Annotated in this window: 20 protein-coding genes and 1 tRNA gene; 14 read left to right on the plus strand and 7 right to left on the minus strand. The window is 33.8% G+C overall.

The features are described from left to right. Window positions 1-222: hypothetical protein (locus VEU72_00220; protein ID HYL65558.1), on the plus strand; the 222-nt coding region annotated here is incomplete at its 5' end. Between the two features lies 1 nt (window position 223). Here VEU72_00220 and bcp read toward each other — a convergent pair. Beyond that, window positions 224-682, minus strand: coding sequence for a thioredoxin-dependent thiol peroxidase (gene bcp, locus VEU72_00225; protein ID HYL65559.1), 459 nt, complete (start codon window positions 680-682; stop codon window positions 224-226). 77 nt (window positions 683-759) lie between these two features. On the opposite strand from bcp, the gene VEU72_00230 reads away from it, so the two are divergent. Beyond that, window positions 760-1467 (plus strand): MIP family channel protein, encoded by a 708-nt coding sequence (locus VEU72_00230; GenBank protein HYL65560.1) that lies wholly within the window; start codon window positions 760-762, stop codon window positions 1465-1467. 57 nt (window positions 1468-1524) lie between these two features. After that, a tRNA-Arg gene (locus VEU72_00235) sits at window positions 1525-1599 on the plus strand. A 137-nt stretch (window positions 1600-1736) separates the two neighbouring features. On the opposite strand, the gene VEU72_00240 is transcribed toward VEU72_00235, so the two are convergent. Together VEU72_00240 and VEU72_00245 are read right to left on the minus strand one after the other, a co-directional pair. Next, complete coding sequence (locus VEU72_00240) at window positions 1737-2276, minus strand: zinc ribbon domain-containing protein (GenBank protein HYL65561.1); 540 nt, start codon at window positions 2274-2276, stop codon at window positions 1737-1739. Window positions 2277-2567: 291 nt separating this feature from the next. Next, window positions 2568-3008: a hypothetical protein gene (locus tag VEU72_00245; protein ID HYL65562.1), complete on the minus strand. Its 441-nt coding sequence runs from the start codon at window positions 3006-3008 to the stop codon at window positions 2568-2570. 471 nt (window positions 3009-3479) lie between these two features. Between VEU72_00245 and VEU72_00250 the strand changes: the two genes are divergently transcribed. Then, window positions 3480-3845, plus strand: a complete 366-nt coding sequence (locus tag VEU72_00250; GenBank protein ID HYL65563.1) for a hypothetical protein — start codon at window positions 3480-3482, stop codon at window positions 3843-3845. A gap of 289 nt (window positions 3846-4134) precedes the next feature. Here VEU72_00250 and VEU72_00255 read toward each other — a convergent pair whose 3' ends face one another. Then, window positions 4135-4341: a hypothetical protein gene (locus tag VEU72_00255; protein HYL65564.1), complete on the minus strand. Its 207-nt coding sequence runs from the start codon at window positions 4339-4341 to the stop codon at window positions 4135-4137. A 250-nt stretch (window positions 4342-4591) separates the two neighbouring features. Continuing rightward, window positions 4592-5620, minus strand: coding sequence for an SPFH domain-containing protein (locus VEU72_00260; GenBank protein HYL65565.1), 1029 nt, complete (start codon window positions 5618-5620; stop codon window positions 4592-4594). Between the two features lie 129 nt (window positions 5621-5749). Between VEU72_00260 and VEU72_00265 the strand changes: the two genes are divergently transcribed. The 6 genes from VEU72_00265 (at window position 5750) to VEU72_00290 (ending at window position 10398) form a co-directional block, all read left to right on the plus strand. Beyond that, window positions 5750-6025 carry a hypothetical protein gene (locus VEU72_00265; GenBank protein ID HYL65566.1) on the plus strand — a complete coding sequence of 92 codons (276 nt, stop codon included), beginning with the start codon at window positions 5750-5752 and terminating at the stop codon, window positions 6023-6025. A 38-nt stretch (window positions 6026-6063) separates the two neighbouring features. Continuing rightward, window positions 6064-6207, plus strand: coding sequence for a hypothetical protein (locus VEU72_00270; GenBank protein HYL65567.1), 144 nt, complete (start codon window positions 6064-6066; stop codon window positions 6205-6207). Window positions 6208-6512: 305 nt separating this feature from the next. Next, a complete protein-coding gene (locus VEU72_00275; protein HYL65568.1) occupies window positions 6513-8084 on the plus strand; it encodes a glycosyltransferase family 39 protein in 1572 nt (523 codons plus the stop codon). A 103-nt stretch (window positions 8085-8187) separates the two neighbouring features. Continuing rightward, complete coding sequence (locus tag VEU72_00280; protein HYL65569.1) at window positions 8188-9351, plus strand: HAMP domain-containing sensor histidine kinase; 1164 nt, start codon at window positions 8188-8190, stop codon at window positions 9349-9351. 191 nt (window positions 9352-9542) lie between these two features. Next, on the plus strand, window positions 9543-9791 hold the full coding sequence (locus VEU72_00285; GenBank protein ID HYL65570.1) for a hypothetical protein: 249 nt from the start codon (window positions 9543-9545) through the stop codon (window positions 9789-9791). A 67-nt stretch (window positions 9792-9858) separates the two neighbouring features. Further along, a complete protein-coding gene (locus VEU72_00290) occupies window positions 9859-10398 on the plus strand; it encodes a hypothetical protein (GenBank protein ID HYL65571.1) in 540 nt (179 codons plus the stop codon). A 25-nt stretch (window positions 10399-10423) separates the two neighbouring features. On the opposite strand, the gene VEU72_00295 is transcribed toward VEU72_00290, so the two are convergent. Further along, a complete protein-coding gene (locus tag VEU72_00295) occupies window positions 10424-10876 on the minus strand; it encodes an SHOCT domain-containing protein (protein ID HYL65572.1) in 453 nt (150 codons plus the stop codon). A 135-nt stretch (window positions 10877-11011) separates the two neighbouring features. Next, the gene (locus VEU72_00300; GenBank protein HYL65573.1) at window positions 11012-11890 is read right to left on the minus strand and encodes a hypothetical protein; all 879 of its coding nucleotides are present in this window, start codon (window positions 11888-11890) and stop codon (window positions 11012-11014) included. A 147-nt stretch (window positions 11891-12037) separates the two neighbouring features. Here VEU72_00300 and VEU72_00305 point away from each other — a divergent pair, with 147 nt between their 5' ends. The 4 genes from VEU72_00305 (at window position 12038) to VEU72_00320 (ending at window position 13943) form a co-directional block, all read left to right on the plus strand. Continuing rightward, entirely contained in the window at window positions 12038-12391 is a 354-nt protein-coding gene (locus VEU72_00305; GenBank protein ID HYL65574.1) for a hypothetical protein, read from the plus strand. A 376-nt stretch (window positions 12392-12767) separates the two neighbouring features. Beyond that, complete coding sequence (locus VEU72_00310; GenBank protein HYL65575.1) at window positions 12768-13004, plus strand: hypothetical protein; 237 nt, start codon at window positions 12768-12770, stop codon at window positions 13002-13004. 51 nt (window positions 13005-13055) lie between these two features. Next, window positions 13056-13262, plus strand: a complete 207-nt coding sequence (locus VEU72_00315) for a hypothetical protein (protein HYL65576.1) — start codon at window positions 13056-13058, stop codon at window positions 13260-13262. 165 nt (window positions 13263-13427) lie between these two features. Next, window positions 13428-13943 (plus strand): tetratricopeptide repeat protein, encoded by a 516-nt coding sequence (locus VEU72_00320; protein HYL65577.1) that lies wholly within the window; start codon window positions 13428-13430, stop codon window positions 13941-13943. The last annotated feature ends 34 nt before the right edge of the window (window positions 13944-13977 follow it).

The following is a 13977-nucleotide window of genomic DNA, read 5'->3' on the forward strand; positions in this document are numbered from 1 at the left end:
TCTACTACATCATCAGTATCATCTGGCGAAGTTGCACCAGCATATGCAACAACCAGCTCTACAGGTTATACTGGAAACAGATACTATGCAACAAGAGCAAGATTGTCATATCACCCTCCAGATAAACAATACAAGGGTGAATCTGTGTCATCTCAAACTGTTAAAGTTGCAGAGCCGCCAAAACCAAAACGTGGTACACTGCCCGCTGGCTGGAAACCCTAAACTAATTTTTAAAAGCCTCTAGGACTTCTTGTGCATGTCCTGCAGGTTTTACTTTTTCAAAGACTCTGAAAATTTTCCCTTTTTCATTTACTAAAAAAGTTGATCTGTTTACACCCATGTATTCACGACCCATGAATTGTTTTTTGCCCCATACGCCGAATTTCTTTGCAACGTCTTTCTCCGTATCTGCAAGCAAGATAAATGGCACCTTCATTTTTTCGCCGAATTTCTTGTGAGATTCTTCGTCATCTGGACTTATTCCTAGTATATCAATATCTGCATTCTTGAATTTCTTATAGTCTTGGGCAAACTCGGCTGCCTCTGTCGTGCATCCTGGAGTAAAGTCCTTTGGATAAAAATAAACAACATATTTTTTTCCTTTTAAATCTGATTTTTTAACTAGCTTTCCAGTAGCGTCCTTTAATCTAAAATCTGGAACATCATCACCCTCTGCAAGCATAAGATACGTTTTTTCATTCCCTAATTATTTTTTCTTATTCGAATGTTTTATATGGTAATTCCAAAGGTGATTGACTGATGGTAAATCCACGTGCATGGTTTGCAGAAGCTATCGCAACGTATGCTTTGGTTTTCTTTGGGCCACTAGCTATCATACTAGCCGCGGTCGCATTTGGGACTGGTCTGTCAATTCAAGCAATAGTTATGATATCTTTGGCACATGGTGCTGCAATTGGTTTGATGGTTTATACATTTGGTCATGTTTCTGGTGCTCACATTAATCCTGCTGTGACAATTTCCATGTTGGTTACAAGAAGAATTGGAATCAAAGATGGCATTGCTTATATTATATTTCAGTTAATTGGTGCAATTACTGCTGCCGCATCACTTAAGGCAATCTTGCCAGATCTTGGTGCCAAGGTAAATTTTGGAACACAAGGTGGACCAAGTGAACTTTTAAACCATAGTGCTATCTCTGGTCTTGCCGTTGAAATTATTTTGACATTCTTCTTGGTTACTGTTATTTTCATGACTGCAGTTCACAAAAAAGCACCTGCAGGAATGTATGGTCTTGCCATTGGTGGCATGATATTTTTGATTCATCTAGTTGGTGTTCCATTGACTGGTGCATCAGTAAATCCTGCAAGAACTTTTGGTCCAGCACTTATTTCGGGATACTGGGATTATCACTGGATTTACTGGGCAGGCCCAATTATTGGTGCAATAATAGCTGGTTTGATAATGAATTATGTCTTTGTAAAAAAGGCAGAACAGCAAGCGGCATAAATTTCAAATCCTGAATTATTTGAAATGTATTATAACGGGTCAAATGAAACTTCCAATGGACCCGTTGCACAGCTTGGATAGTGCGGATGCTTGCGGAGCATCAGGTCGTGGGTTCGAGTCCCATCGGGCCCGCTTTCACTGTGAGTGCGAGTCCTGACTATTTTTGATTACAATCTTGCCATTTGGCAAAATAAAAGGACAAAATACTTGTGTTTTCAGCTGATGATGTTAAAAGTATGAAATAAAAAAATCAGATATTGATTTATGTTCTATAATGAGTGGCCGCAATTATGGCAAAACTTGGCATCTGAATTTTTTGATGCGCCACAAGAAGAACATCTGTGTGAACTAGGATTGTATAATGGTATTGTAATAGTCTCTGGCTTTGAAGTAGTTTGGTTATTTTCAACCGACGTATTTGCATATTTTTCCAACAGAAGTGAATTTGATGAAACAATTTTTGGTGGAATTGTATGCTTGGTTGGTTTTGGTGACTCGTTTCTGATCTGTGTAGTGGCAAAAACGTTTCTTTGTTGAACTTGGACTGTAGATGGCCTTTGTTGTTGAACCTGAACTGTATCTGGTCTTTGTTGATAAATCAGTGACGGGGCTGTTATTTCTATATCGTGGATTCCTTTTGTAGAATGTTCTTTTTCTTCTTGCATTTTTTCAGCTGATCCCTCCATAATCTCACTATAATAGAAGGACACTAGGTGCTCCATTGTTTTTTTCAGACTCAGATCAAGCTTCTCAGAAATCTCTTTTAGCCACATATAGTGTTCAGTGCCTATTGGTACGCTTATAGCCATGGAAGGATAATCTTTTTTGTTCGTATAAGAACTAGGGTGTATCATAGTTGTACAAACAGTCGTATATGACTAATCTAGAATAGTCTCATTCTTGGGAAACATTTTCAGAGATTGGCATTTCTGATTCTTTTTCAGTTATGTGAATTTTCAACCTTTGAGGGTAACAACTCATGATTAGTAATACATCCTCTCTAACAAAAAGCCAAGTGTGTATTCGTTGGTTACAGACTCTAACCTTGAGGTTCAGATTTGCTCAGAATTTAAAAATAAAAAAGAAAAAGCTCCTTTACACTAGTTTCGTGCAGGTGTGCATGCTTGAATCCAGTATTGCAGTACGCCTTGGTTTAGACCAGTAAACATTTTTGCATTCTCGTTGAATGTGTTTATTGCTTGCTGAGTAGCATCAATTGCAGCCAGCACTACTTTATTTTGTACTGCTTGTGCCTTGATGATTTCTTCAGTTACGTCGTTTGCCATCTTTACGATAGCTGCTGGAACACTTGTGTTTATGCCAGCTTTTGTTGCAAATTCATGATTTATGGAAATGGCTGATTCTGTTGCCTTTTGCCATGCTGCAACGTAAGAACGCTGAAGATTTGTTATTGATTGATGGTATTGTGGTATTGTTTTTTCTACCTCATCAAAAAATCTATCTGCGTTATGCTTGTATACTGAGTGGATTTCTTTTGATTCTGTATGGAACTCTTTTGGTTCCGGTGTTGATTTACTCATGTATTCCTATAGTTGGTATCAGCATATATACCTATTGGTAGTGATTGGTAATTAAAACCAACAGCCATAAGAGTTGAAACTATGCCTTTGATCCGTTTTTTGCATGAGTTACAAATGGTAGAATGCAAATCAAAAAATAATGTCTCTATGCCTATTTGTAAATGATAAACATAGAGGTAGCGATGATATTGTTTAGCCGATAAAGTTGGGCTAGAGTCTGTAATCGCTCGGGAGTAAGCTCTGACACTTGTTTCTCGGTATGATGTTAATTGATTTTAAAGATTAAATGCAAATTATTCTATCTATGAATCAATTATAATTTAACATTTTTTGATCGTCTTGCTATATTGGTTTCATAGTTCTATGAATTATCAAAAAAACCATAGAATACACTTAGATAAAAAGAAACAAAGTAAGTCGATGATGATTATTACAAACCATAAAATTCTGTTATTAATTGGGTTTTCAATTATGACTCCTGGTTTTCTTATGAATGCGTATGCCAGTGATCCAGAAAATTATAAACCGGAAATAACTTTGATTGCAGGTGTGTCAATTGATCAAATAGATTCAAATTATAAAAATCTGACAATAGACCATACTAAAGATGCTTATGTTGTTTATTTGGATGGAAACAATCTGTCTACAAAATACACATCAGGAAATTCATTGATTGGCGATTCATCATTTGAGAATATTGTGATTGAAGGAAATTGTTTGAATTCATATGATGTTCCGACTAGAACACAAACAAACGATATGTGTCAACAAGATATCTATTTTCCAGTGCAATATTGGACAGAAACACAAATTGGCAAGTTTATAATATTACAATAAGTGTGTAAGATACATCAATTTTAAAAAGGTTGAACGAATTAGAGAACTTTCTCACGTCTATATCTGTTCTTAATGTATCTGGTATGAAATTGTCCATGAGATGATATTGACTTTACTAAGTCTTCATAGATCTTTTTTGGTACACTAAAGTACTGGTAGATTCCACCATGATGAAATTCTATTTCTAATATTTGGGTTGATTCATTATAGCCAACTGATCTAAGATCACTCGATTTAATTCGTATTCTTTCCATATTTCTCAAATTTTATGAAAACTATCTTTAATAATCTAACTCGTGGAATCCAACGGTCGCGCTAAACTTTTTGGATTTTTGTTGAATTTGCTTACTATGTATTGTACTTTATCATCGCCTTCCGGTAAGGGATTGGCACAATGTCCGCATTTTGGCAAAGTAACTACTGCGTCATAATCAATCTCTCCAATGAATCTATCACACTTGGAACAACGTACTGATTTTTTATCATAAATATTCATTATACTGTCTTATACGCGCTCATCTCTAATAAACTGGCTTGATGTGTGATTTACAGTTGTGAAGAACCCATTAATTTTATAGGTATTACAGTTTCAACACAGTAATTGTCTGAAGAAAATAACGCCGATAAAAATGAAAAAGATACGGAGTATTTAGACGAAAGTTATGATGATGACACCAAAACAGATCAAGTGGAGGAAGATTAGTTAATTTTTCATTCCATTGATTGTAATGACAATCCTTGAAGAATTATTCTTGTTTTGCTTTGTCGGCGTTTGATTTTTCATTTTGAATTGCTTTTTTTGTACTTTCTAAATATGCTATGGTAGTTCCCAAGTTTCCAAATCCCATTGAATTAAGTGATTCTGATGGCACCATAATTATGGTATTACCTTGTACCTTGATTGATTCATACAACATGTTGGATTGTCTTAACGCGTATGCAACAGGATTATCAGCATATACTTTTGCTGCCTCTAGAAATTTTTGTGCAACCAGAACTTCGGACTCTCCATATGTCACTCTAGCACTTTTTTCACGTTCGGCCTGAGCTTGCATTGACATTGCAGATTCCAACTCTTGTGGTATTATGACTTGGCGAATCTCAACACCTGTTACTTCGACTCCCCAATTACTTGCCTCGCTTTCTATTGTGGTTCTAATATGGGCATTGATTTCTTCCCTTTTTGAAAGTACATCTTGGAATAATGAAGAACCTATGTTATTACGGAGCGTAGTCTGAGAAACCTGTTGGATCATATTGTTAAAGTTCTCGACATTTAATATGGCATCTTTCGCTCGTTGTTCAATTATTTTGTAACGAAGTATGGCATCGATGGTTACTGGAACATTATCTTTTGTAAGCATCCTTTCTGCTTTGAACTCGCTTACTTTTTCTCTGACATCCACTACGAGAATATTGTCTGCAAAAGGCAGTCTAGTTTGAACACCAGGACCGACCTGTTTGTGATATTTTCCCAGTCTTAGTATTATCGCTCTTTCATATTGTTTGATTATCATAAGAAATGCTGAAACAATAACTATGACCCCTGCAGCTATTGCAAGATAGATTATTGTCTCGTTTTGATAGGAAATACCAATGCCGATGCCAATGATTAGAATTAGTATTCCTATTATGACGTGAGAACCAGATCCTTTTTGATTTACAAATTTGTGTACAAAATCATATTGTTGATATCCGCTAGACAATTCTTTGTCTTGTACTCCTTTGCGCCGAGTCCAATTCTTGATTCTGCATGCTTTACCTGTCTCATCCAAGTATAAAAATCAATGATCCCCAAAACATGAAAACAAACTAGAAATCAACCATTAAATGCAACGGTATCCATATACAATATTGTTACAAAATGTTTCCTGTAATGGAATGTTAAGAAATATGGTGGTATCATGGACAAGGTGAAATTTTTTGCAATCTTTATTCCAGTATTAATTGGACTGGCATTTTTATTTAGAATATTAATTCCAATAGCAATTGCAGCGGTCGCTATTTGTATTATAACAATGGTTTTGTTTGGCAAGAAAAACGAAGCTGGCGGATTTTTTAGAACAATGAGAGCACGAGAGCCTACTAAATTTGTCTGCATAGAGTGTGGCTATTACCACAATGAAAATGCCTGCCCAAAATGTGGCTCTAAAATAAAAAAATATTATTCCAAGACATAATGAAAAGAGATATCAGTCAAGGTGGTTTTGAATATATAATGTCAGACGAGAAAAAGAAGATAAAAACAACACAAGAGGACTATGATAAGGCTCTGGCCTCAGAAGATCCAACTAAAATTACAAAAGAAGAGCAGGAAAGACTAACTCGTGAAGCAGTAAAGAAATTCAAATCTCTATCTTGATTTCATGGATTATCAATATGTTATACTAGAAATGGTTTTACTTGGAGGCATGACTGCTGCAGCAATTAATTTGTGGTTATATACACTGTTTTTCCTTTCTTCTACATCTTTCAAATCAAATCTGCACGAATCTGGGTCTTGAAAGCCTCCACTTTTTAGATAACATTATTGCAAGATTAAACAAATTCTTTTTTCTTTTTCAATCTCTAATCATATCATTATACATAACAATTGAACATTAGATCATAAAAAACGAACTTAAAATTATGCCTACATTTTAGCAATAAAATAGAGAATACAAACTAATGAAACTAGTACATTTTATCAAGACAAACTCCCGATACATACTTCCTGTTATACTATTTCTGGGGTCTTTTTTCATTTATTCGTATAATTTAGAAGGACAGCCTTGGCATGGAGATGAGGTTGTCTATCTTAGCTGGGCTGGAAATTATATCCATTTGATAATGAAGGGTGATTTTTCAAATCCATGTTTAGCATCTCTTGATAACTGTCATCTTTTGTATCATATACCTGCATATGGCCTGACCTATAGTCCACTTCGAAATCTTTTGATTGGTTTTCCAATGGATGTTAGAAACGAAGACAATGGATATTTTAACATCTGGGCCTGTTATTGGCAATGCACCACTCATACCAACCTGCCTACTATTTCAGAATTTACTGCAGGCCGCCTCCTTTCGCCACTTTTTGGATCTTTGACTATAGTAATTTCATTTTTAATTGGAAAATTCTTTTTTAACAAATATGTAGGCATAGTATTTTCGCTTCTTTTCTTATTTTATGATCTTTGGATGTGGTATAGTAGGACTGTGATGACCGAGGTTCATTATGTTTTCTTTAGCATGCTATCGTTATTGCTTTTACTTTATGCTTTCAAAACTGGACATTTAAAAATTAGATATTTAATTTTAAGTGCCATTACATTTGGTTTAGCTTTTACTTCAAAGATGTTGTCTATAGAATTCTCTGGATTATTTCTTGGCATTATTTTGTTTGGTGGTATGTTCAAAAGAGAGGCTGGTTCTACTTTTGACAAAAGACACATATCTAAAATCGGTCTGTCTGTTTTCCTCTTTGGCATGATAACAATTTTGTCATTTTTTTTAACTCTGCCAGGGTTTTACGAAAACCCGTTGCACCAAATTGCAGTGACAAAAAGCGATATGGACAATTATAATCGTGATGTTTGGTATATAGGATATCCAACCATTCATGGGATTCAGATTAAAAATATGATAACAGTTTTTCATTATGTTGTATTTCCAAGCTTCATAGAGAAGCAAATACTTGAACCAAATTCCAATCTATTTGGAAATCTTAGTCTGACTTCTCCTTTGACGTATTCAAGTGTTCCATTGAGCATCTTTTTCTTCATTGGACTTGGGTATCTCATATACAGAGTCAGAAAATTCAAAAACTATGTGCAGGATTGTATAGTTCTATTTTGGTTCATTAGTACTTTTATTTTCACACTTTTGATGGCAAAGGATTTCTCTCAAGAGAGATATTTGCTGCCTCTTTTAATTTCAATTCTTTTTATTGCCTCCTATGGATTCTGGAATTTCATCAATGGTATAACATATCACAAAACAAAAATTGCTTTTACGGTATGTTTTATATTTGCGCATTCTGCGACTGTCTTGCTGGATTGGCAAAAATTTTATTTTTCTCCAGATGCTACATGGACTAATCCACTTCTTTTTGGAACTCTACAGGGATCACTTGATAATCCATTTACATTTGTTATATCTCTAACATTTGTAGGATTCTTACTTTTTATGGTGATAATTAGATGTCGAGAAAGATTACATCATACTGTCACTTTCAGGTCTCATAATCTACTTGGAAAATAACAGAAAACTTATTCGTGATACGAACAAATGCATATAGAATAAAAAATAATACAAGATGAACTTTGTAGCAAACTTTAGAACTGATAAAAAACTAAACAATCTCATGAGCATGCGGCTATACAACATTCAACTTATGAGATATTATGAAGAAGTATTAGCACAATCTGCACGGAATTATGCTTTTACCGGTGATAAAAAATGGGAACAACGATACAGAATGCTAGAACCAAAATCAAACATATTATTAAAAAATGCTATTAAAATCGCAGACAAAAAAGATAAGAAATTCTTTTCAGCTATGGATAAAGCAAATCTTGATCTTGTGGAGATGGAAACCCATGCGCTTGAACTTGTTAACAATGGTCAGGCAAGCGAGGCAGTCAAGCTATTAGAAAGTGATGAATATGAAAGACGAAGAAAAATCTTACGAGATGGTCTTTCTGAACAAGTAGAAACAACAGAATCTAACGAACTGGATGAGTCTTCTCAGTCAACCAATATTGTAAGTGATTCTGTTAAAACTATTATAGATCTAGAGAGAGAATTATATGAAAAACTCAGAAAAGCAGATGTAATAAAAGAAGAATTCTTGGCTATGATAACTCATGAATTAAGGACACCACTTGTGCCAATAATAGGCTACGTTGATATTTTGCTCTCGCAAAAACTAGGAAAAATAAACGATACTCAAAAGGAAAAGCTTGAGATCATCAAAACCAGCACAAGATTTCTCCTAAAGATGATATCTGATCTATTGGATGCTCAAAAAATTGAACTTGGGCAGCTAGCAATGATAAAGAATCCACACTATATTTCTCAAATAATAAAAGATGTACTTGCAAGGATGCGACCTGATCTGGAAAGTCATGGCGTTATGGTAAATACAGATCTTCAAGAAAATATTTCTTGCTTATGTGATAACACCAGAATAGAACAGGTCTTAATCAACCTAATATCAAATGCTATGGATTTCTGCCCAAAAAATAACGGTAAAATTAACATCAAACTACGACTAGAGGACAATACGCATGCAAGAATTAGCATTATTGATAATGGGATTGGAATACCAAAAAGTCAACTTGATAAAATTTTTGTCAAATTCTATAAGATAGATACCTCATCCACAAGAGAACATGGTGGAACAGGACTTGGTTTGTCTGTTTGTAAAGGCATAATTGAAAATCATGGCGGTAAAATCTGGGCAGAATCAGAAGAAATCAATGGAGGCACTCAGATTCATATTTTATTACCTATTTCAACTCGCTAAATTTTAAAAATGAAAACTTTGCATCATTCTATGATTATATTTTATAGACTTAAACTATTCAAAATTTGATGTTTGGCAAAAGTGGGTTCAAAATAAGACCACGATGGTCTCAAGTTCTAACGGATTAGTATATTTGCATTCTTTGCATGTGATTTACAAAGTGTTAAAAAGTCGTCAAACTACAAACACACATGAGTAATTCTAACCATGATTCTCAAATAGAAAACATTGCATCACAAATTATTTCAGATAAAACCTCACTTGATGAGCAAAACCCAAAAAAGTTACAAAAGTATTATGATTATGTAAAAACAAATTTTAATCTCAAAAATAACGATGCAATTTTACTAGTAAATGAGGCCTTTTTGTATTTGAAACTAAAGAGTGCTGATTTTGATCCTCTGCAAGAGGGTGATAAATTCGGTGCAGGGTTTAGCTAAATTATACATTTCATAAAAAATATTTCAGAGCATTCCCTTTTATCTGGGCAATTTTTTCATCTAGTCATTGTCTGATAATTTGATAAATTCAGTAAAACAATTGATACAGCTTGGTAAAGGCGATCCAGGAAGGCTAGAATACATCCTTGATATGTTAACTACAGGTCGTATGTTACCGTTTTCTGATCAAAAATATCTGGATAATGTCATTCCGCTATATATTGGAGGTCAAGATCAAGGCTTCATACAAACAAAAAATGAGTATACTGTTGATCAACTTCAAAAAGAGATACAAAACTTAAACCAAAGACTGGTAAAACTTGAGAAAAAAGGTTTTGAAAGATACGTAGGAAAAAAAACAATCTTCTTTTTTGTTACAATTTTTGTTGGATGGCATGCATTACAAGTACATGATGTAGAATTTTTGAATATGTTTTTACCATCTAATTTGACACAATATTTGTTTCCTTTAAACTTACTTGATAATTTTTTTAATTATCAAATAGTGAAGTTTGTCTTTACTGCAATGATGTATGCCTGGTTGTTCATAGGTTTCATATATCTTACCAGATTAATCAAATCACGTAAAATTCCTAGCCATTATTAGACATTTAACAATGTCTGTTTTTTGATTATTCTAAGAATCTTTTTAAATTTAGAAACTCACTTGATGAAATTTCACCTTTGGCTAACCTCTCTTGTAGTATTCTAAGACTACGAAGATTTGTTTGAATCTTTTCATCTGTAGGTTTGGAATATATGTCAACTTCTTTCTCTTTATCAGATACTTCTGTAACTAGTTTAGCTGCAATTTTCTTTGGAATCTTTTTTACTACAAATCCAAACAATACAAAACCAATTCCAGCTACTGCCATTCCTATTACAGAATATTGTATAATGGGAATAACTGCACTCATAGACGGATATCCCATCTGGTGTAGTATTGATGTATTAATAGTGCCGCCGTTTGACATTGAACGAAAAAAAGAGTGTACTGCCAGAGATAAAAAATGAGGTGAATAAAGATATGCTGGAATTGAAATTATCATAAGTAATAAACCGATAATTATAGGTACAACTCTCATTACATATCAAATAAAACAGAATCTAATATTCACTTGTTTGTATCAAAGACTGACACTATGTCATATAGATGGGCCAAGTATCATTATGAAAATATCACAAGGCATCATACCATAATACATAGTTTACAAATTACTTTAAACATGAATTATACCACTATTTGCCAGATATTGTATTCCTTTGACAAAATCATTATCTGATATCTGACCATTTGCCCACAAACCTGCACTTGTTTTAACCCAGCTAGGTATTTGATGTGACAAGCTAGAATCAGACTGGGTGTGTGGAATTTTCATTATTCCATTCTGTACCATGTATTGAATTCCTTTTGTGAAATCATCATCAGTTAATGAGCCTTCTGCCCACCACTTGGCATTGTTTTTTATCCAAGACGGGATTTGCAAATTAGACAGTGTTCCAGAATTTGCAAACATATTGGTATTTATCAAATCATATTTGGTTGGAAAACTAACATCAAGAATTGAAGTGACTGCATTTGCTGATTTTGGTATCAGATGAAGATACATTAGCACGCCAGTTTCTTTGTCATACCCTATCTCATTTGTGGTTATCGCAGTGTTGTTGGAAACGGAAATCACATCTCTCTTGGAACCGTTGAAATTTTGAGTTTTTTCAGAAACACCAGATATGTTTTTATCAATATTGATTGGAATTGGTGCAATGACCAGAATAGGAATACCGCTTCCATTAGTAGTCTCATTATAAAATCCAGTTTTTAGATCTAATATGTTGTTTGATTGAATTTTGGTACCATTCAAAATACTGGTTATGCTGACACTCACCTTGTCTGTACCGACATAGTCTCCAAAGGTATAGGTTTCAATAGATGGCACTTTTTCAAATTCTGTAGAATATGTTATAAAATCACCTGGATGAACGCAGATGCTTCCTGACTGGCAGTCTATGTTAGGCTGGGATAATGCAAAAGCATTTCCTGACATGTTTGTAATTCCTGCAATCATGATCAATATTATAAAAATTTTCAGATTTTTCATAATAATCGGTCTCTCAATACAGATTTAATCGCTTGTGTTGCCTTTGTTGATTCATAGATTAAATTTTTGTTCATTCCAGAAAATAAACTCAAAGATTACGTATTTGACGGTGGATATGTTTATCAGACTGCTTTATAATAATGAATCATGTCCAAAAATGAAAAGTCTACGAAAAATTGGACCAAGTTATGGAATGAATATACTACTGCATTAGAAAAATGGAGAGTATCATTTCAATCATTACAGAAAGCAAGTAACGATGTTCAGGCAAAGTACAATGAAGTTATGGAAAAAGCACTTCATGAATCAAGCCAAAACACTATGAACCAATTTCTTGATAGTTGGAAAAATACCATGAACAAATCTGGTTTAAATGCATTAAAACAATTTGGAGAAAATTGGCAAAAATCAATGGACCAGTCAGGAATGAATCAGTTAAAAACATACGGCGAGATGATGACAAAATTTGCCGAAACATGGGAAAAGATGTGGCGAAAATAAAGTAATCCTAATTGCACATTTGTAATGAAAATAAATTGGCGTGACCCTTTTCTCAGAACTCGGGAGATTACTTCCCACAGAATTAGTGCCAATGCACTTCATTCACTTTATGGCTTCTGAAGGGCCACGCACGTTCAATCCATCATTCTGCACTGAACGAGCATTACATATTATAGGAATTACAACTATTTAACATAATAGTATTATTCTTACATTCAAAAAACTATTCAGATTAGATTTTTTATTAATTATTATACAAAAATAGGAAATTTTACACTCTTTACATATGATCATTTCATTTTTTGATTATTATAATGTCTTTTGAATCAAATACATGAATTTAAAAAAGGAAATGCCATTAACAAACTGTTCATAATTGGAAAACAAAGATTTAGAAATATGTCTTGATGAATGCCTGAAAATACTAGATGATAACGTGAATATCCTTTCCAATATAGAATATGAACTAAATCAGCAAAAAGAAGACGAATTGGTTCCAGAAATGCAGCTTACTGATTTGATTGACATGAGTCACGATGTTGCCGATTCTTCTAGACTAAAAAAAGCAGAATTTAGTTTCATGCAACGATATTTTGAAAAATCAAATTCATAAAAAAGTATATTCACAAACAAAAAATAGCCCATGAATAACAGAAAGCATGACATGAAGGACATTAACGAAATTATGCCAAAGATACCTGATATGCGATGGGGGGCATTACTGAACAAATATCCTACAGATGACAAGGTAAAACAGATGAATAAAATATTTCCACACAATGGTAAATGGCATACAGTTTTTGAGGAAGATGAACAGGTATTTGTAGACGGAATCCGTATTTGGAAAAAAGACATGAATGTTTGGACATGAATGTGACTGTTTGAATTAAGTATAAATAATATAAAGAGCAACCAATGCACGAATTTTTTATACTGATACAAAGTCACATAATCAAGGAAGAAGATCACTAGATATTTTTCCAACCGATCAATTAAAATTAAATTCTATTTTCAAAAAAATATAAACAGGCAAAGTTTGGTAGTAACCAAGTTGGATGATTCAAAATCCCTTCTAGAGGAAGCCTATGATCTCTGTCAGGAGGGTGAATATACTCTAGCTCTTGAATATTATGATCTTGTTCTCTTTAAGGATCCAAAAAATATAATGGCTCTAATTGATAAAGGCGTTACACTACAAAATCTTAGGAAATACAGACAGGCAATAAAATGCTATGATGATGTATTGGAGATAGATCCAAGAAACAAAATCACACTTGTTAACAAAGGATCAGCCCTGCATAGTATAAGGAAATATCATGATGCAATTGACTGTTATGATATGGCGTTACAGATTGATTCTAAATATGCTATGGCAATTGTATACAAGGGATTGGCTCTTGGTGAACTTGGGCTGTTAAAACAAGCAATAAAGTGCTTTAATGACGCGTTAAGAATTGACAAAAAATATGATCTTGCGTTAAATAACAAGGCTATGGCACTGCAACTACTCAAAGCTAATGATAAATTAAAACCAAAGTTGCAAAAGCCATAATTACAATGTAGATCATTTTGTAGTAAGATTAAAC

This window comes from Nitrosopumilaceae archaeon, assembly GCA_035631875.1.
Classification (GTDB): Archaea; Thermoproteota; Nitrososphaeria; order Nitrososphaerales; family Nitrosopumilaceae; genus TA-20.